At 30.0% G+C, this 20,019-nt stretch carries 13 protein-coding genes, 1 other RNA gene and 3 pseudogenes; 9 read left to right on the forward strand and 8 right to left on the reverse strand.

Features of this window, described 5'->3' with window-relative positions:
* Positions 1 to 117 precede the first annotated feature (117 nt).
* Positions 118 to 723, forward strand: a complete 606-nt coding sequence (locus ELQ04_RS06880) for a TIGR00730 family Rossman fold protein (RefSeq protein ID WP_126212014.1) — start codon at positions 118 to 120, stop codon at positions 721 to 723.
* Positions 723 to 1,739 carry a tRNA 2-thiouridine(34) synthase MnmA gene (gene mnmA / locus ELQ04_RS06885; protein ID WP_002938465.1) on the forward strand — a complete coding sequence of 339 codons (1,017 nt, stop codon included), beginning with the start codon at positions 723 to 725 and terminating at the stop codon, positions 1,737 to 1,739. Before ELQ04_RS06880 ends, mnmA begins: the two co-directional genes overlap by 1 nt.
* 27 nt (positions 1,740 to 1,766) lie before the next feature.
* On the opposite strand, the pseudogene ELQ04_RS06890 reads toward mnmA, so the two are convergent.
* Positions 1,767 to 3,575, reverse strand: a pseudogene (locus ELQ04_RS06890) (DASS family sodium-coupled anion symporter).
* Positions 3,576 to 3,759: 184 nt separating this feature from the next.
* Positions 3,760 to 3,857: signal recognition particle sRNA small type (gene ffs, locus ELQ04_RS06895), an RNA gene on the reverse strand.
* A gap of 229 nt (positions 3,858 to 4,086) precedes the next feature.
* Here ffs and ELQ04_RS06900 point away from each other — a divergent pair.
* Together ELQ04_RS06900 and ELQ04_RS06905 are read left to right on the forward strand one after the other, a co-directional pair.
* Positions 4,087 to 4,726, forward strand: a pseudogene (locus ELQ04_RS06900) (bacteriohemerythrin).
* Between the two features lie 2 nt (positions 4,727 to 4,728).
* A pseudogene (locus tag ELQ04_RS06905) lies at positions 4,729 to 6,601 on the forward strand (flagellar assembly protein A).
* A gap of 3 nt (positions 6,602 to 6,604) precedes the next feature.
* On the opposite strand, the gene ELQ04_RS06910 reads toward ELQ04_RS06905, so the two are convergent.
* From ELQ04_RS06910 to ELQ04_RS06925, 4 genes are read right to left on the reverse strand one after another with little or no spacing between them, the layout of a single operon-like run.
* Positions 6,605 to 8,242 (reverse strand): flagellar hook protein FlgE, encoded by a 1,638-nt coding sequence (locus ELQ04_RS06910; RefSeq protein ID WP_044778222.1) that lies wholly within the window; start codon positions 8,240 to 8,242, stop codon positions 6,605 to 6,607.
* A gap of 3 nt (positions 8,243 to 8,245) precedes the next feature.
* The gene (locus ELQ04_RS06915) at positions 8,246 to 9,127 is read right to left on the reverse strand and encodes a flagellar basal body rod modification protein (RefSeq protein ID WP_032595251.1); all 882 of its coding nucleotides are present in this window, start codon (positions 9,125 to 9,127) and stop codon (positions 8,246 to 8,248) included.
* Between the two features lie 53 nt (positions 9,128 to 9,180).
* Positions 9,181 to 11,103, reverse strand: a complete 1,923-nt coding sequence (locus tag ELQ04_RS06920; RefSeq protein ID WP_079264688.1) for a flagellar hook-length control protein FliK — start codon at positions 11,101 to 11,103, stop codon at positions 9,181 to 9,183.
* Positions 11,104 to 11,118: 15 nt separating this feature from the next.
* Positions 11,119 to 11,442: a hypothetical protein gene (locus ELQ04_RS06925; protein WP_002881198.1), complete on the reverse strand. Its 324-nt coding sequence runs from the start codon at positions 11,440 to 11,442 to the stop codon at positions 11,119 to 11,121.
* A 134-nt stretch (positions 11,443 to 11,576) separates the two neighbouring features.
* Here ELQ04_RS06925 and typA point away from each other — a divergent pair, with 134 nt between their 5' ends.
* The 3 genes from typA (at position 11,577) to ELQ04_RS06940 (ending at position 15,253) form a co-directional block, all read left to right on the forward strand.
* Positions 11,577 to 13,385, forward strand: a complete 1,809-nt coding sequence (gene typA / locus ELQ04_RS06930) for a translational GTPase TypA (protein WP_002938725.1) — start codon at positions 11,577 to 11,579, stop codon at positions 13,383 to 13,385.
* The gene (locus tag ELQ04_RS06935; RefSeq protein WP_002938724.1) at positions 13,385 to 14,032 is read left to right on the forward strand and encodes a hypothetical protein; all 648 of its coding nucleotides are present in this window, start codon (positions 13,385 to 13,387) and stop codon (positions 14,030 to 14,032) included. Before typA ends, ELQ04_RS06935 begins: the two co-directional genes overlap by 1 nt.
* Before the next feature lie 177 nt (positions 14,033 to 14,209).
* Entirely contained in the window at positions 14,210 to 15,253 is a 1,044-nt protein-coding gene (locus ELQ04_RS06940; RefSeq protein WP_002860887.1) for a c-type cytochrome, read from the forward strand.
* Between the two features lie 23 nt (positions 15,254 to 15,276).
* On the opposite strand, the gene ELQ04_RS06945 is transcribed toward ELQ04_RS06940, so the two are convergent.
* Positions 15,277 to 16,626: a DUF2130 domain-containing protein gene (locus ELQ04_RS06945; RefSeq protein ID WP_002938534.1), complete on the reverse strand. Its 1,350-nt coding sequence runs from the start codon at positions 16,624 to 16,626 to the stop codon at positions 15,277 to 15,279.
* A 102-nt stretch (positions 16,627 to 16,728) separates the two neighbouring features.
* On the opposite strand from ELQ04_RS06945, the gene ELQ04_RS06950 reads away from it, so the two are divergent.
* The gene (locus ELQ04_RS06950; RefSeq protein WP_002938535.1) at positions 16,729 to 17,931 is read left to right on the forward strand and encodes a multidrug effflux MFS transporter; all 1,203 of its coding nucleotides are present in this window, start codon (positions 16,729 to 16,731) and stop codon (positions 17,929 to 17,931) included.
* Positions 17,928 to 18,629, forward strand: coding sequence for an SIMPL domain-containing protein (locus ELQ04_RS06955; protein WP_002857680.1), 702 nt, complete (start codon positions 17,928 to 17,930; stop codon positions 18,627 to 18,629). Before ELQ04_RS06950 ends, ELQ04_RS06955 begins: the two co-directional genes overlap by 4 nt.
* 29 nt (positions 18,630 to 18,658) lie before the next feature.
* Here the strand turns inward: ELQ04_RS06955 and ELQ04_RS06960 are convergent.
* Positions 18,659 to 20,019 (reverse strand): hypothetical protein (locus tag ELQ04_RS06960; protein WP_208359025.1); only part of this gene is annotated, 1,361 nt, incomplete at its 5' end.

Here is a 20,019-nt window from a genome sequence, read left to right on the forward strand (position 1 = left end):
TTAAAAGTCTTTAAATTCCTAATCTTAATAAAATAAACCTATTAAAAACTTATACAATAAAGAACTTATTATAAATTTTTAGCTAGAATGGAATTTATTTTAACTAAAGGTTGAAAAATGAATGAAAAAATAAGCCAAGATTTAGAAAAATTTGCTAACATACCAAACCTAAAAAATGCCGTAACTTTTTTTGGTTCTGCAAGATTAAAAGAAGATAATTTTTATTTTGCGCAAGCCAAAAAATTAGCCAATTTATGTGTAGAAAATGGCTTTTGTGTTATTAGCGGTGGAGGTGGTGGCATTATGCGCGCAGCCAATGCAGGTGCATTTGAATGCAAAAACAATGCAAATTCTATAAAATCAGTAGGCTTTAATATACTTTTACCTCATGAGCAAAAGCTAAATGATTTTGTGGAATACAATATAACCTTTGAGAGCTTAGCCATACGCAAAATGGCTCTTATTGAAAAGAGTCTAGCTTTTGTGATTTTCCCAGGCGGCTTTGGAACACTTGATGAATTGTGTGAAATTCTTACATTAAAACAATTAGAATTTAAAAAAGATGTTCCTATTATTTTGTTTGGGAGTGAATTTTGGCGAGGTTTTGATGAGTTCGTCAGAAATTCTTTACTCAAACTTGAAGTGATTTCTAAAGGAGATGAGTTAAAGTATAAAATCACTGACGACTTGGATTTTATAATTAATACTTTAAAGGAAATTTAATGAAAATTCTAGTCGCTATGAGCGGTGGTGTTGATAGCACAGTTACTGCTTATAAACTTAAAAATTTAGGTCATGAAGTTATAGGTTGTTATATGAAGCTTCATGGCAAACCAAATTACCATGAAGAAAATATCAAAAAAGTAGAAAAAGTTGCAAATTTTTTGCAAATTCCTTATCATATTTTAGACTTACAAGAAGATTTTAAAAATAAGGTTTATATGCCTTTTGTGGATACTTATAAAGAAGGCAAAACGCCAAATCCTTGTGCTTTATGTAACCGTTTTATCAAACTTGGAAAACTTTTAGAATTTGCTAAAAGTTTAGGTTGCGAAAAACTTGCCACAGGACATTATGCAAGACTTGAAAACAACTTAATAAAAACCGCAGTAGATGAAAGTAAAGATCAAAGCTATTTTTTAGCTAGTGCAGATAAAGAAGCTTTAAAATATCTTATTTTTCCGCTAGGTGAGATGAAAAAAGAAGATGTGAAAAAATTTGCTTCCACTATAGAGGTTTTAAAATCTTTTGCCACTCAAAAGGAAAGTTCTGAAATTTGCTTTGTTGAAGATACTTATGTGCAAGTTTTAGATCAGTTTATGGATACAAAAATTCCTGGAGAAGTATTAGATAGTAGCGGAAAAGTGGTAGGCAAACATGAGGGCTATATGCACTATACCATAGGCAAAAGAAGAGGCTTTGAAGTGCGTGGGGCGCATGAGCCACATTTTGTTTTAAAAATCAATCCTAAGCAAAATCAAATCATCGTAGGAACCAAAGAAGAACTTAAAATCAGTGAATTTAACCTAAAAAATATCAATCTTTTTATAGACGCTAAAGAGCTTGATTGCGAAGTAAAAATCCGCTATCGCTCAAAATCTACACCTTGTAAGGTAGAAATTTATGAAGATAAAAGTGCAAAAATCACTCTAAAAAATCCTGTTTATGGACTTGCTAGCGGACAAATGGCAGTCTTTTATGATTATGATAAAGTCATAGCAAGCGGTTTTATAGAATAATTTCTAGGAATTAATTCCTAGAAATTATTAATAAAATCCTAAAATTTTCCACCAAAAAAGCCCAACAGCTATCATCACTACTATATCAACTATGGAAATCACAAAACCTATACTCCACCATTTTTTAAGAGTTACATAGCCTGTTCCAAAAATAACAGGAGCTGTTCCTGTTGCATAGTGAGTTAATGCCATCATAACATTACCTGAAGCTATCATAATAAAAGCATAAAGAAGTGGTGGTGCTCCTAAAGCAAGCCCTGCACTATAAAAAACAAAAAACATTGCTGATATATGAGCTGTAGTGGAAGCAAAGAAATAGTGTGTATATAAAAAAGCAAGGCTTAAAAATATCATAATAGAAATTTCCCCAAGTCCCATAGCAGAAGCAAATTCGCCTAAAGCTTCGGCTAAAAACTGAGTAACACCAAGTTTACCAAGTAAAGTTGCCATCATTACAAGAGCTGAAAACCATACTAAAGTATTCCAAGCAGCTTTTTCAGCTAAAACTTCCCCAAAAGTTAAAACTCCACTAATCAACACTAAAGACAACCCAAGTAAAGCCACACTAGTCGCATCAAGAGAAATTCCAAAAAACAAGCCCAAAGCTCCAGCCCATAAAAGCAAAAGCAAGACAAAAACACTGAGCATGATTTTTTCACTATTTTTCATTTTTCCAAGTTCTTTTAATTTATCTTTAGCAAAAGCGGAAGCATTGGGCGTAGATTTAATTTCTGGCGGAGAAAGAAAATAAAGCACCAAAGGCATCAAAAGCATAGCAGCTATACCGGGTAAAAACATCCCTAAAGCCCATTGTCCCCAAGTTAAATGCACTTCTAAATTTGTAGCTTGTGCTATAAGATCAACCACCAAAGGATTTGGAGCTGTAGCTGTAATAAACATAGCTGATGAAATAGGATTAGCTTGATAATTTACCAAAGAAAGATAAGTGCCTATTTTATTTTGCGTTCCATCTTCAGGAGTGGATTTAAAACTTCTTGCAATAGCTTGAACTATAGGATTTATGATAGCCCCTGCTCTTGCAGTATTTGAAGGAGTAACTGGAGCTAAAATGGTTTCACAAAAAGCTATAGAATAAGCAATACCTAATGTTTTTTTACCAAAAATACTGATAAAATGATAAGCCAAACGCTCTCCAAGTCCTGTTTTAATAACTCCACGAGCCACGATAATAGAAATAACTATAAGCCAAATAAGAGAATTTTAAAAACCACTTAAAGCGTCTTTTATACCCGTTTTAGATTTTAAATTTGATATAGCAGTATTTACCTTTTCATCTATACTGTTTTGAGATAAAAAATCAAGTGCTAAAGTATTTAAAGCTGAAATTTTGGTCTCATCAATAAGTTGTTGCGTAGAAGTTTTTGAAGTAGCTTTGGTGTAAATTTTACTTAGATTTTCAATTTGATAATTTACATCTGTGCTTGATTTTAAAATTTCATCAACTTTTGCTTTTAAATTTCTACTTATATTAGCATTGATTAAAGCCTGCAAAGTAGCGGCTTCAACTGCCTCATCCATAGTTGTTTTATAAATATTAGAATTATCTCTTAAAACAATTCCCTCAAGAGTTTTTATATGCGTAGCACGCACAGAACTTTGAGTAGTGGTAATGCCACTAAGAGCTACTATGGCAATAGCTATCATACAAACAGCCCCCAAAGGCATTACTTGTAAAATCACTGCCATAATCACAGCAATAAAAAGCCCAAGAAAATGCCAAGAATTATTTTCCAAACCTACAGGAGTAGGTATAAGCCAAAATACAGCTGCAATTAAAATGCACAGCACCAACAAGGAAATTTTCTTTCTATCCATTGTTTATCCTTTGATATTGGTAATGTAATTTATAATACTTAAATTCTAGTTAACTAATATTTTAATAAATCTTAAAATTATAATTTTTAAATAAATTTTTAATTTATTATTACAAATATACATAATTTTTACTTTATAAAAACAACAGTCTAAAAAATGGAGGAAAATTTTAAACGAAGAAAACCTTTCCCCAGATAACTGCGGCACACACTAAAATCAAGTGCTCTGCTGTGTTCCCACCCTGAAGCGGTGCTTAAAAATAGCATTGCACAGGTCTAAGAAAAGGCAATCATATTATAACATACTAGCCTTAAAAAGCCTTGAGTTAAAAACTAAAACACACATGTATAAATAAGTAACAAATTAGCTATATTTTATATAAATTTTTAAAATTCATTTGTAAAATTATTTTTTTATTTTCCAAAAAAGACAATTATAAAGGGTAATTATTATTACAATAAAGGAAAAAAATATGGAAGTTAAATGAAGTAGAGATTTTAGCATTAAAAATATGCAATTAGACAAACAACACGAACTAATTTTTGAAATTACCAATCTTGCAAATGATTTAGCTCTCAAAATTCAAGAAAACAATACACAGTATAAAGATGATCTAAAACAAATTCTTGCAAAACTATTTCAATACATCAAAATTCATTTTAAAGATGAAGAAAAATTTATGGAAAGTATCGATTTTCCTTTGATTGAAGAACATAAAAAATCTCATCAAATATTAATAGAAAAAACTAAAGAGCTTTTAGAGTATTCAGATAATATTGTAAAAATGTCTCAAGAACTTTCCATATTAACCAAAGATTGGATTTTAGATCATTTTGCTAATGAAGATATTATGGATAGCTAATTTTACAAAAAAAGCCCTACACCTTCAAGAAATCCATTATACCTTAGAACAATATATAAAACTAAAATCAATTAAACAAGACCTAAGAGCTGAAAAAACTCATGATTATATTTACAATTGTTCTTTACGTATCCATGCAGTTCCACAGACTATACATCAAGAGCTTGCTAACAAAGAAAATACTTTAAAATGTGAAAAATGTGGACAAATTTTAGTACATTTGGATCATTTTGATCTAAATCAAAATTATGAAAAATTAAACCATATCCTTGAAAGTATAGGAGTGTAACAATGAGCTATGAAATAAAAACTTTAAGAAACTTTCAATCCTTTTGAAAGTTTAAATCACGAACAAGCAAACACAGAACAAATTCTTGATTTTAGGGTTATAGATTTTAAACTTCTGTGTTCTAGTGTAAAACCAGCGAAAACAAAAGCTTATGAAAGAAAGGATTTTGACTTATTTTATGCGGATGATTTTTTTGTAAAAAACTACAATACCATAATACAAAAATTTCTTATAGAAATTTATCCAAAAACCCAAAATTTTCCTTTTACAATCAAACTTAGATCCAACTCCAACCTAACCCATCTAAAAGCCAGTATCAACCTTACAGAAAATTTTAAATATTACCCTAATTTAAAATTTGATATTTTGCAAAATATCTACAAAATAATGATCAAGCAAAAATTTTTAATCTTAAGACTTGATAAAAATTTATTTGACAAGATTGATGATTTTATCTTATCAATACAAAAAAATCCATCTATTAAAGAAATAGAGGTTGAAATTGCCAAAGGTGTAGATAAGATTGAACATAAAAGTGATGAAATTATTTATCATAGAGATGTTAACGAAGAATGTTTTGACGAAAATATTAACTATGATGAAGGAAGTTACTGCAAACCTATTGAAAAAAATGAACTACTTTTTGAATACATTTATAGAATTCTTGGAAAAGAAGGACGAAATTTAAGAGGAGAGATACTTCATTTAAATCCAATAGCCTTTCTTGATAATCCTTTTATCATAAAAGATGAAAGCATTTATACAGAAGAATTAGAAGATAGAATTAAATATTTTAGCGCCAATTATGGATTTTTAAACAAAGAACATACAGGATATTGTATTGCAAATAATTTAAAATTATCACAAATAGGGCTTAAAACAACTGGTTCAATCAAAACAAATACCGATGAAAATATAAACTTAGAAATCACTAATTTTGATATAAGTGATGATGCTATTAAATCAGGTATTGTAAATGTTCAAGCTTCAAATATAAAAGTAAATGGGAGTATTGGAGCAACAAAACTTTATGGAAAAAATATCAGCATCAAAGGCTTAACTCATGCAAAAAGCGAAATTTTTGCACAAGATATTTTTATTACAACACACAAAGGAACTTTGCAAGCTGACACTGTATATATAAAAAATTTAGAAAATGGGACAATTATAGCTAAAAATGTATTTGTTGAAAACTGCATGGGTGGAAAAATAGAAGCAGAAAATATTTATATTTGCAATTTACTAACAGATAATACTTTATATCCAAGAAAAAATCTAATCATAACAAACAATATAAAATTTAAAAACAATATCGTAGTTTCGCCACTAGTTTCTATTGAAAACAACTCAGATACAGAATGCGAAAATCTTAAAAATCTAAGCCTTAAAATAAAAAGTAAGCTTGATGACACCATAAGCAAAATGCAAAATTATTATGATTATCTAATCAAAAATCAAATCAAAATCATCAAACTTCAAAAGACTAAAAATCCTAGTGCCATAGAAATGAAATTTTCAAATCTTTATCACGATATCATAAAAAAATACAATCATCTTAGCATTTCGTATAAAAAACTTATAAAATTAAAATATCAAATTGATGCGAAATTAAATTTCTTAAATGAAATGGTTTACAATGTAAAAATATACATAAAAGCCGAAAATATCGGAGAGGATAATTTTTTAAAATTTTATCCTAAAACAAACACCGACCTTGAATTAAAACATCATATAAATTTAAAAGACTATGAAAAGGTTTTATATCTTGAAAAAGGACAGCAAGTAAGTTATATTAAATCAAGCCATAATTATAACGAAAATGACATAGAAGAAATTAAAATTATTTTTGAAAAATTAGAAAAAGATAATTCCTAAAAATTATCTTTTCATATTAATGGCTTTTTGTATCATCTGATCACTTGTAGTGATACTTTTTGAGCTTGCATCAAAGGCTTTTTGAGTTACGATAAGGTTTGAAAGCTCTGTGCTTAAATCAACATTTGATTGTTCTAAGAATCCGCCTTTAAATTTGGCTGTATTAACAACTTGACCATCTTTCATAATAAAACTTGCATCACCGCTATTTGCCGTTGCTGCAAAAATATTATCTCCCATAGCAGCCAATCCTTGCTCATTGATAAAATTATATAAAGCAAGCTTTCCAACTATGGCGTTTTTACCATTGCTAAATTGCGCAACAATACTTCCATCATCGGATATATTGTATTGTTCAAAAAATCCTTCAGCTACACCATCTTGCTGTGTAACTACATTTTTTTCAACGCCTTCTTTAATATAAATCCCGCTATAACCTGAACCAGGTTTGTTAGCATCATAAGGAGAGCCTAAATCAATATTAATTGTTCCACCATTTGGATTTGCAATGCTTGTAATATTGTTTTGAAGCAAAGCACCATTTTTATCAAAAACCATATTTCCTTCAGTTGGATTGCCTACGGCATTGCCATTAGAATCATAAATTTGTGCAATGGCTTTATATTGTATATTATCGCCTTCTTGCGGTAAAACTCTTTCAAGTGTAACCCTTAAAGTACTTTTGCTTCCATCTGCATTATAAATAGGGGACTCTAAAATATCTTTATTAGCCTTTTGTTGTTCTGTTGAAATTTGAGCTGTATCAAGCTTGATACTATTTTCATCCAAGCCTTTTAAATCAAGCTCATTGCTTTTAAAATTAAAATTTTCATCCAAAGTTGCCTCAAAACTTTTTTTTACCCCATTATCATCAGTAAAATTTAAAATAATCCTATCACCTGCTTTAGCACTAAACACATCTTCTTTGCTAACACTACCGCTAACTACATATTTTCCATCTTCAGTTTTTGTAATGTTAAATTTACTAGGATCAAGATCTACTTTAACTACTTCTGTTGTTGTGTTAGTATTTAAACTTCCACTCCATTTTACATTTTGAGTTACTTGAGGAGGTAAATACATATTCACAGGTACTTTAATAGCCCCTTGAGAAGCGGTTGTGCCTATACTGAAAGAATTATTTGAATTTACAGTAAAACCATTATTTACCGGAGTTCCTGTGTTAAGATAATCCCCCATAAGCCCAGCAACTCTATCGCTATAGTTGATACCGGTAAAAGCAGGATTCATTGTTCCTAAAACAAAATTTCCATAAGAATCCACTAAATATCCATTAGCATCTCTTCTAAATGAACCATTTCTAGTATAGTAAGCATTGCCATCAGCCCCCAAAACTCCGAAAAATCCTTTTCCTTGCAACGCTACATCAAATTCCCCATCACTTGCAACAGGAGAACCTTGCTCGAAAACAATATTAGAAGAAGCGGCTCCAGCACCATATCCACCTTGAGCAGGGTTGGTTGATTGAGTTGTTATGGTAGTATAAAAAATATCCTTAAACTGAGCATCAGAATATTTAAAACCAGTGGTATTAACATTAGCAATATTATTTGCATAAATATCAATACCAAAACTATTAGTTTTAACTCCAGAAACTCCATTATAAAATGAATTCATCATGGTTTATGCCTTTTCCTCTTTATCACCATCTTCTGTAGATCCAGAAGAATCTCCATCACTTGAACCACTATTTGAGTCTCCGCTTGAACCACTTTCTCCAGTAGATGAAGATGAGCTAAGCTTATAATCTGTTATTTCTTGTATTGCATCAAAAGGCACTTCTTGTCCGGCCATTTTAGCTATAGCTTGTCCATCTTTAAATACAATACCCTCTATAGGATATGTACCATAATTTGCAGTGATTTTTTCGCCATTTTTATTGTTATAAACCATTTTAACAGTGTACTCACCATCGCCTGCATAAACCCCATCATTATTTCTTCCTGGCCACTCCATAGTAAATAGACCTTGAGAAATGGATTTAGCATCGCTTTTTTCACTGAAAACAAGTTTATTATTACTATCATAAATTTCTAGCGTAACACCATTTTCATCAGAATCTTCAGGTAAATACATTTTAAGAGCAATAAGCTCATCTGCGCCTGTAAGTTTGATTTTATTATCTGAAACAGTTGCCATTTTACCAATAGCCCCCAAAGCTGAAGTACTCATACTCGTACTAAAAGAATCAGAAAGTTTTTGCATAGTTTCAACCATTTTTTGCATAGTTGTATTGGTATTTTGCTGCATTTCAAGTGCGCTAAGCTGTGAAGTTTGAGTAAGCATTTTATCACTATCCATAGGATCGGTTGGATCTTGATGCTGAAGCTCAATCAAAAGAAGTTTTAAAAATGCATCTTTATCAAGAGTTGCATTAGGGTTACTAACCACTCCTGAATTATTATTAGAATTAGATGAATTGTCTGTTTTAGTTGTACTATTGTTAGTAGTGTTAGCAGTGTTAGTCCAGTTAAGATTACTATTCCAATTTGTTGTTGCCATTATAAAATCCTTTTTATATTAAGTCTTTTTTAATTAAAAGCAATAAGTGTTCCATATTAGAAATACTTCGCTAAAACAAGTTCTAGATTAACTTTTTCACTTTCATTTTTTCCATCTAGAGCATCTTTAAAACCATATCCACTACGATTTTTTCCTTGATTTTGATTTTGCTCTCTTTTTCCTTGATCGCTAAAATTCATTTCAAGTCCAGTAAATCCCATATTTACAAGAGAATTTTTAAACTCGGTTTGATTTTGGATAAATAAATTCATTGCATTGGTATTAGAGTTGAAATTAATATGAAGGTTATTACCTCTTTGTATCAAAGTTACTTCAACTTCTCCAAGATTATTAGGATTTAAAGTGATACTGAGCTTAGTAATAGGTGCTTTATATTGATCTACAGCCTCTTTCAAATCTTGTGAAAAATGCTGCAAAGTCTCTTTAGGAGTGATATTGCGAGCATTATTTTGCGTTACTTTATTTAAATCTTTGACTAAAGAATTTAGCTCATCCAAACTATTTTTATCTACATTTTCACTATGCGTTATTTTTGTTTGTTCTTGAGTAAAAGTTTCTTTATTAGTATTGTTATTAAAATTTGCATTATTCTCTTTGTTTTGAACTACTTGAGTTTTATTTAAATTTTCAAAATTTAATTTTTGATCAAAGAAATTTTGTTTTATATCTTTATTTTCTTTGTTGTTGTTTTTAGGCTCTTTATTTAAACTAAAATCTTTTTGCGTTAAATTTGAAACTAAATTCTGAGTATCTTTGACAATTTCTTTATTTGAATTTTTATCAAAATTTAAATTTTGATTATTGTTCTTTAAATTTTTATTTTGATCTTGTATATTTTCTTGATTTAAATTGTTTTTTTCTTGATTTTTATTTAACTCTTTATTAAAATCTTTATTAAAATCTTTGTTTAAATCTTTGCTTTCTTTATTTAAATCTTTAAGATTTGTAAGCTCCTGAGTACTTGCATTGTCTTTTAGCTCTTTATTTGAATTTTTATCTTGTTTTGTACCATCTTTAATCAAATCTTTAAGATTGTTATCTTTATTTAAATTATCTTGGTTTTTTTTATCTTTTATATTTAACTCTTCTGTTAAATTTTTTACAAGCTCATCATTTTTGATATTTTTTAAAGTATTTTTAACATCTACGGTATCTTCTTCTATTTTTGATTTAACTTTATTATTTTTTTCATGTTTATTCTCTTTAGATGAAAGTATAGAATCTAAATTTTTTAAAGTTTGAGAAAGTAAAGAACCGCTATCTTTAGAATTTGTTTTTTGCGTAGAATGAGTACTTGTAGTATGAGTTGTATTTTGTAAATTGTGATTTAAATTTTTACTTACATTAGAAATTTTACTATTGATAATTTCTTTAAAAACATTATCCACAGCACCTTTAAAAAAATCAGCCTTATCTAAATTTGGAAAAGTTGCTTTAAGATCAAGAAGACGATCTACTTTAATATTTTTTACATTTAAGCCCAAATCTTTAGCTATGTCCAAAAGCTCACTAAGATTTGATGCACCTTTTAAAGCATTAAAATTAGCCTCTGTTTTAATAAGACTAGAAAGCTGAGTAGAAAGATTTGCTAGTTTAACATCTGCTGTATCTGTTTTTAGTTTATCCAACAAAGAAAGAATTTGCATAAAAGAAGCAGATTCGAAAATGCTTATCTTATCACTCTCATCAAAAGCTCCTTTTTGAAGTCTATCCATCGCTTCATTAACAACTTCTTTTTGACTGATCTTCATATGATCAGGTAAAAATTCATTAGTTTCATCGATAGAATTAAGCAAAGAATTTAAAAAACTCTCTGTATCATCTTGAGTTGAATTTTTACTATCACTACTTTCATGTTCTTTATTTTTACTTGTTTTACTAAAAGAACTGCTAGTGGTAGAAGCTTTACTCGGCGTAAGATTTAAAACATCATTTTGCGGAGCTAAATTTGACATCACTTTTCCTTCAAAAAATTATTTTAAAAATTTACCTACCATTACATTAGGAAATTTTTCTTTCAAATAAGAATCTTCATATACTTTAATCATCTTATCTTCATTTAAAGCAGTTAAGATATTTAAAAGCTCTTCTAAATTTTTAGCATTTAAAATTTTCTCTAAATTTTCTTCATTTTCTAAAATTTCTGTAAGCTCACTTGAAATTCTTACCATTTTTTCATTTTCACCTGATCTAAAAGTTTCTAAAAGTTCTAAAACTTGAAGCAAAACTTCATTTTTTCTTTCAGCTAGATCGCTTTTAAATTCAACAAAAATCTCTTCATTTAATGGTTTTGACATTTTAACTTCCTTTTTAAAATTTTAATTTCAAAAGTTTTTGAAGCAAGAAGTGTTCCAAGTTTTGATACTTTGTAGTTTAAGTTAAATTTTTGTATAATCTAAGCTTTTAAAAATTTAGCTTTGGAGAAGAAAATTTGGAAAATATTAGAAATATAGCAGTTATAGCTCACGTTGACCATGGTAAAACCACTATGGTAGATGAATTGTTAAAACAATCAGGCACCTTTAGTGAAAGAGAACAAATTTCAGAACGCGTTATGGATAGCAATGATATAGAAAAAGAACGCGGCATTACCATACTTTCAAAAAACACAGCGATCAATTACAAAGGTACAAAAATCAACATCATAGATACTCCAGGGCATGCTGATTTTGGCGGAGAAGTAGAACGCGTTTTAAAAATGATTGATGGAGTTTTGCTTTTAGTAGATGCTCAAGAAGGCGTTATGCCACAAACTAAATTCGTAGTTAAAAAAGCTTTATCTTTAGGGCTTAAACCTATAGTTGTAATCAACAAAATCGACAAACCAGCTGCTGATCCTGAAAGAGTGATCAATGAAATTTTTGATCTTTTTGTAGCCCTAGATGCAAATGATGAGCAACTTGACTTTGCTATAGTTTATGCTGCAGCAAAAAATGGTTATGCTAAGCTTGATCTAAACGATGAAAGTGATAATATGGAGCCACTTTTTAAAACCATACTTGAACGCGTTCCAGCACCAAGTGGTACAAATGACAATCCTTTGCAACTTCAAGTTTTCACTTTAGGGTATGATAATTTCGTAGGTAAAATAGGTATTGCTAGAATTTTCAATGGGGTTGTGAAGAAAAACCAAAGCGTAATGCTTGCAAAAGCTGATGGCACCAAAGTAAATGGTAGAATTTCAAAACTCATTGGTTTTATGGGCTTAGAAAAAATGGATATTGAAGAAGCAGGAAGTGGAGATATTGTAGCTATAGCAGGTTTTGAAGCTTTAGATGTGGGCGATAGCGTTGTAGATCCAAACAATCCTATGCCACTTGATCCTTTGCACATTGAAGAGCCGACTTTAAGCATAGTATTTTCTGTAAATGATGGACCATTAGCAGGAACTGAGGGAAAACATGTAACTTCAAATAAAATTGCTGAACGTTTAGAAGCTGAAATGAAAACTAATATTGCTATGAAATACGAAAGCACAGGCGAAGGTAAATTTAAAGTAAGTGGTAGGGGTGAACTTCAAATCACTATTTTAGCTGAAAATATGCGTCGTGAAGGTTTTGAGTTTTGCATGGGAAGACCAGAAGTTATTGTAAAAGTTGAAGATGGAGTTAAAACAGAACCTTTTGAACATTTAGTTATCGATGTGCCTGAAGAATTTAGCGGTGCGGTAATAGAAAAACTTGGCAAAAGAAAAGCTGAAATGAAAACCATGGCACCAACAGGCGATGGACAAACAAGACTTGAGTTTGAAATTCCAGCACGTGGACTTATAGGTTTTAGAAGTCAGTTTTTAACTGATACCAAAGGCGAAGGCGTGATGAATCATAGCTTTTTAGAATTCCGTCCTTTTAGCGGTGCTGTTGAAAAGCGTAATAATGGAGCGTTAATTTCTATGGAAAATGGAGTGGCTTTAGGGTATTCTTTGTTTAACCTTCAAGAGCGTGGAGTGCTTTTCATAGAGCCTCAAACTAAAGTTTATACCGGTATGATTATAGGTGAGCACTCTCGTCCAAATGATTTAGATGTTAATCCTATTAAAGGAAAGAATCTTACCAATGTAAGAGCAAGTGGAAGCGATGATGCAATCAAGCTTGTTCCACCTAGAAAATTAAGTCTTGAAAGAGCACTAGAGTGGATAGAAGAAGATGAGTTAGTAGAAGTTACTCCGCAAAATATTAGAGTTAGAAAAAGATATTTAGATCCAACTCAAAGAAAAAGAATGGAAAAAGCAAAATCTTAATGGATTTAAAAAGCTTAGAAAATAATAGACTTTATATACTTAAACGCTTAGGAATCTTAAAATTCCTAAGCATTATCGAAGCCTTACTTGTAGGTTTTTTAGCCTTTGTTTTTATAAGAGATGCCTTAATCGCAGTAATTTTAGCTGTTTTTGTAGGTGTTTTTTTCTTTCGTTTTACAGCTAAAAAACTAAAACTCGCACAAAAAGAATTACAAATTAATGCTTTAAATTTATTTTTGCGTCGTTTTGGGGCAAAATTTAAAAAGCAAAGTTTAAGCCAAAAAGACTTTTTAAAATTAGAACTTACAAAGGATTTGAAAGAATTTAAAAGTCAAAACTGTTTTGAATTTAAGGATTTTAAAATTTATGATATTCAGTTTTTGGACGAAAATAAACGCTTTTTTTGCGGAATTTTGCTCGAAATTTTAAGTGCAAACAAAAATCCTAGCTTTGAAAATGAAGAGCAAATTTATATCAAACTTCAAGATAAAAATTTCACTTTAAATCATATCTTTTCTAAAGAAAATCATTATCTTATTGCTACTTTAAGCAATCCTTTCTTTATAGATATAAAAAAAGATTTAGAAAGCAATTTCAAAGATTTAGAAAAAAATCTAAATTCTATAAAAAATAAATTATTTAAATAATTAATATAAAGTTAATATTATAAAATTTTAATTAATATTAATTATATACTTTAAATATATATTACTTTTAGTAACACTTTAAAATTTAATTTTATTTAAATTATTCTTATTATGCTTAATATTTAAGAAAAAATACATTAAAATCAATTTGAACTGCAAATAAAAAGGAGGAAAATCATGAAAAAACACATTTTATTGCTTGGCTTATGTCTTAGTTTAAGTCTTAGTGCTAAAAGCGTGAGTGATTACAAAGTAGGAGAAGAATTAAGCGACAAGGAAGGAGTAGAGTATTTTAAGGAGCTTTCCAAAAGACCTGTGCAAGAATGGCCAAATAAAAATTTAAGCATCAATGATGTTCCAAAAGGCAAGCAAGGGGATTTAATCCGTTATGGCATAGAGCTTTTAAGCAAGACAGAAAGCACTCTAGGGCCCTATAGCAAACTAAAAAAGACAAGCAACGAAGTAAATTGTATTTCCTGTCACATGGACAATGACGGCAATGGTTTGCCAGGGACAAAAAAATATGTTATTCCATTTTTAAATGTCCTAAACAATTATCCAAGACTTGACATAGAAACGATGAAAATCATCTCTGTTGAAGATAGAATTCGCGGAATGGGCGGAACTGACTCTCATAGATTTCCTAATGATTCTAAAGAAATGAAAGCAATTTTAGCTTATTTTAAATGGCTAAAAGAAGCTTATGGCATCAAAGACGGCGTAAAGCTTGAAGGAGATTTTTTCGCTAAGATGAATTTTCCAAATCGCCCAGCTGACCCTGTGCGTGGAAAAAAACTCTTTGAAGAAAATTGCGTTGCTTGCCATGGCGAAAGAGGACTTGGGGTAAAAAATGATAATTATGAACAAGGTAGCGGACATTTATATCCATCTTTACTTATCTATCCTGATGGTGGACACATGGCTATGATACCATTTTTAGCAAGATTTTTAAAATCAGCCATGCCTTTTGGTGCGAGTGCAGATAATCCTATATTAAGCGATGAAGATGCACTAGATATAGCAGCTTATGTCAATACAGGTTTTGTAAGAATGCCTATAACCACTACAGAAAATCGTGCAGGACTTGATACAGCTTATAGCAAATCCCCATCATTAAAACCTGAGTATTTTGCCTCACCACAACAAAATTTAGACCCTAAAGAATACATAAAAGTAAAATACGGACCTTGGAAAAATCCAAATCACTTCCCAGGAGAATGATTAATTTTGGGCTAAGCCCAAAATTAATCCTCATCTTTGGCTAAATTTTCAAGACTTTTAATCCCTTCTTCGCCTATCAAATTTCCACCTTGTAAGTCGCTAAATATCGCATTTAAAGAACTCACTATGGCAGTGGAATTAAAACTTAGATTTTCTATAGCTCTTTCTCTTTTTTTCCATATATTTTGCAAAGCCCTTTTTTCAGCTTCTAACTCTTCTTTCATATTTTGGTAAGTTTTGAGTATAAAAGTGATTTGCGTGTTAAATTCCTTAGAATTTAAGTATTCGTATAAAATGTGATTTTTTTCATCTTTGTTTTGTAGGGCATTTTTGAGTTTATAAGCGTTTATAATGCTTTCTCTAAGCACTGCTAAAACACCTTTGAATTCATTAAAAGTACAGATCAAAATTCCTTCTTTAAAATGCGTTTTTTCTTTATCTTTTGGCATAGTTTTTGTGATCAAAACCGCTATATCACTTTTTGCGGCTATACTGTCTAGTTTAAGTTTATCAAGCCATTCTTTATTAAATTCTTTAGTGCGTTTACTCTCATACAAAATACTTCCGCAAATATTTCCAAAATTATCCTTTACTATATGCAGACAATCAGCTCCATTTACGCCCTTTGGCACTTCTTTTGCTTCATCACTTAAATACTCACTTTGTATGTATTCTTCTATGAGTAGTTCAGCTGCTTCGCCTTGGAGTTGCTGTGAACCTTGTTCTATCCTGCGTTGTGCGTCTTCTAGCTTTTGGGCTACGCTTTTAAAATTCGTTTCTAGTTCTTTGTATTTAAGATCTTGCTCTTGAGTACTTTTTTGAAATTCAAGACGCATTTTTTCTCTTTCAAATTCCAAATTTTTGTTTTCTTGTTCTTTAAATTCTTTAAAAGCCTCTTCTTTGGCTTGAAATTTCAATCTTTCTTCATTTTCTTTTTGCTCTCTTTTGAGTCTTTCATTTTCAGCCTTTATGCTTAAAAACTCGCTAAGCTCTTTGCTTTTTTTCTCGAGTTCTTCTTGCATGATTTTCATTTCATTTTCATGCTCTTTGTTAAATTTCTCGCTGAATTCTTTTTGGAAATTTTGCTTTTGTATAAGAAGTTCTTGTTCAAATTTTTGCTTTTCCAAAAGAAGCTTTTGGCTTACTTGCTCGCTTATGAGTTTTTCTTGTTCTATCTTTTGAGTTTTTAAATCATTTAAAGCTTTGGTGTATTCAGCTCTTTTAGCATTTACCTCATCATCAAATTCTTTTTTGTGTTTTAGCATTTCTTGCTTAGCTTTATCTAAAATTTGAGCATATAAAGCAGTACTGATATCGATAAAACTTCCACAACTTGGGCATTTGATTTGTTCATTTTGGTTTAAATTTTGCATAAAATTTCCTTAGAATTTTTCCCTAAATTTAACATAGAAAAACAAAGATTATTCTAAGATTGACTTGTTAAAATCATTCTTTTAGAATAATTAGGATTACAAATGCAAAAACACACCAAAATTCACGGCTTTGCCAAATTTAAACTTATCATTATCCTTGCTTTGATGTCAAGCATAGCGCCACTTTCTACAGATATGTATTTACCCGCACTTTCTCATGTAAAACAAAGCTTTCAAACTAATTCTTTTTTAACCCAACTTAGTATCGCAAGTTTTTTTATCGCTTTTGCTTTAGGACAGCTTATATATGGGCCTTTAAGTGATATTTTTGGGCGTAAAATTCCAGCTTTGGTAGGGATATTTTTCTTCATCGTTTCGAGTTTGTTTTGTGTGATTATCGATGATATTTATGCTTTTATCGCTTTGAGATTTTTTGAAGCACTTGGGGGTTGTGCAGGTGTGGTTATCGCAAGGGCTATTGTCAATGACTTGTTTGAGATCAAAGAAGCTGCAGGGATTTTTGCTTTGATGATGGTTTTTAGTTCTCTTGCTCCCATGCTTTCGCCAACTTTTGGGGGAATTTTACTAGAGTATTTTTCATGGCATAGTATTTTTGCGACTTTGTTTGCTTTGGGAATTTTGCTTTTTTTGATGATACTTTTTGGTTTAAAAGAATCCGCACCTCATCTTAAAAACAAAAAATTTTCCCATCATGAAGCGATGAAAAGCTACAAATTTGTTTTAAGCGATAAACGCTTTTTAGTTTATATACTATGTGCTTCTTTTGCTTTGGCGGCGATGTTTGCTTATATCACAGGATCAAGCTTTGTTTTTACGCAGTTTTTTAGCTTAAGTGAGCAAAAATTTGCCCTGCTTTTTGGGACAAATGCTTTAGGTTTTGTCATCTGTGCAAATATCAATGCAAGATTGGTTTTAAAATACGAAAGCGAAAAAATCTTAGCAAAAGCTTTGATGATAATGTTTATATCGACCGTGATTTTACTTGTAAATGCTTTTTTTCACCCAAATTTCTTGCTTTTTGAGCTTAGTATTTTTACAAGTATCGCTATGCTTGGTTTCATCGCACCCAATACCACGACTTTGGCTATGGCAAGGTTTAAAGAACATAGCGGAACTGCTTCTGCGGTGCTTGGAACGGTGCAATTTGGTTTTGCAGGGCTTATTTCTTTTGTGGTTGGAGCTATTAACGCAAATACACCGATAATCCTTGCTTTTGTAATGTGTGCTTGCGTATTGGTTGCAAATATGATATATTTTCTAATCAAAATAAAGGAGAAAAAATGAAAACAAATAATATCTTTATGGCTTTAGCCATAGTTTTGGCAAGTTTGATTCTAGCTTTTGGATTTAACAAGGCTTTAAGTGATTTTAAAACACTTGAAAGAAGTGTAAGCGTAAAGGGTTTAAGTCAAAAAGAAGTCGAAGCGGATACTTTGATACTTCCTATAAAATTCACAAGATCAAATAACAATCTTACAAATTTATACGAAGAACTAGAGCAAGATAAAGAAAATATCATCAAATTTTTAAAAGAACAAGGCGTAAAAGAGGATGAGATCAACTACAACTCGCCAAATATCATAGATCGTTTAAGCGATCCTTATAGTAACGACACTCAAGCTGCATACCGATACATAGGCACTGCGAATTTACTCATCTATACTCAAAATGTAAAGCTTGGAAAAAGCATACTAGAAAAAATTTCAAGTCTTGCAAAATTTGGTATAGTAACAAAAATCGATGATTATGATATAGAATACCTTTACACGAAGCTAAATGAGATAAAACCACAAATGATAGAAGAAGCAACGCTCAATGCTAGAAATGCAGCGATAAAATTCGCACAAGATTCAAACAGCCATCTAGGCAAGATAAAAAAGGCTTCTCAAGGACAATTTAGCATCAGCAACAGGGACAAAAACACCCCTTACATCAAAACCATAAGAGTGGTTTCTACTATAGAATACTACTTAAAAGACTGATGATGAAATTTCAAGCTAAGCTTTAAGGCCTAGCTTGGGACTATGGAATTTTTTCGTGCGGTTTTTTGGAGCGAGAAAAGGACTAAAGCTAAAAGTATGGTATAAATCGTAATCAAAGCATTTTCAAAGCCATTATAACTCTTATCACCTATAATATTTACTATTCCAAAAATTATTTTCGGCATATAACATATCACCCATAAAACTACAATCAAATTAAGATACACAAAAAAATCAAATTTTTTTATACATCCAAACCAATACAAACAAAGCAAATTAAAAACACCAACTATACTTAAACATACTCCGTATTGATTTAAAGCTTTTAACAAGCTAATATCCTGAATCATTCGTGAAGCAAAATACAGTAAAGCGAACAAGCCTATCACTACAACCAACCATTTTAAATTTAAAAGCAAATCTGTATGATGATCACAAAGCTTGCGATAAAAGACAAGTTGCCATCGTTCTATTTTTTCTTTTAAACTTTTGTTTTCTTTATGTTTTAATTCTAATTCTCTGGCATAAAGCTCTTGAGCTCTTAATTCTGAAGCGTCAATTAGATTATGATGAGCTATACGATTGCTTTTTAATTTTCTAAATAAATCTCTATAATTTAATAATTTATCATATTCTTGTGTTTTTTCAATCTCATCAAATTTATATTCTATATATTTATGTTCTATATTAAATTGATCAGAAAAAGTACAGTTTTCAAAATTTGGCTTACAATTATTATCAAAACTAATATTATCAAAACTAACTATATTGTTAAATATAACATTTTTAAAATTTAAAGTATTAATATTTAAATTTTCAAAATTTACAATGCCTTTAAAATTAACATTATTAAAACTAACATTGTTGTGTAAATTTACGAATTCAACATTATTTTTAAATTTTGCCATTTTAAAATTTATTTGAGTATTAATTTTTGTTTTATTAAAATAAACCTTATCTTCAAATACAACTTCTCTAAAATTATTTGCAATTTCATTATCTAATTTTGATAAAAACTTAGTTTCAGCAAATCTAATCTCACCTTTAAAACGAGAAATCTTAAAATCTATTTTTGAAACAATTTTTGCTTTATAAAAATTAGTTTTATTATAAAAAATAGTTTCACTAAAATTATTTTCAATAATTTTATGATTATTACATTTTGCTAAAAATTCAGTTTTTATAAATCTAGCATTTTCTTTAAAAATTGAAATTGTAAAACTGACTTTTGATTCAAATTTTGCTCTTCTAAAAGTAACATTATTACAAAATTTTACTTCTTTAAAATTATTTTCAATAATTTTATGATTATTACATTTTGCTAAAAATTCAGTTTTTATAAATCTAGCATTTTCTTTAAAAATTGAAATTGTAAAACTGACTTTTGATT

The organism is Campylobacter sp. CH278 (assembly GCF_004378845.1).
GTDB classification, from domain to species: Bacteria; Campylobacterota; Campylobacteria; order Campylobacterales; family Campylobacteraceae; genus Campylobacter_D; species Campylobacter_D jejuni.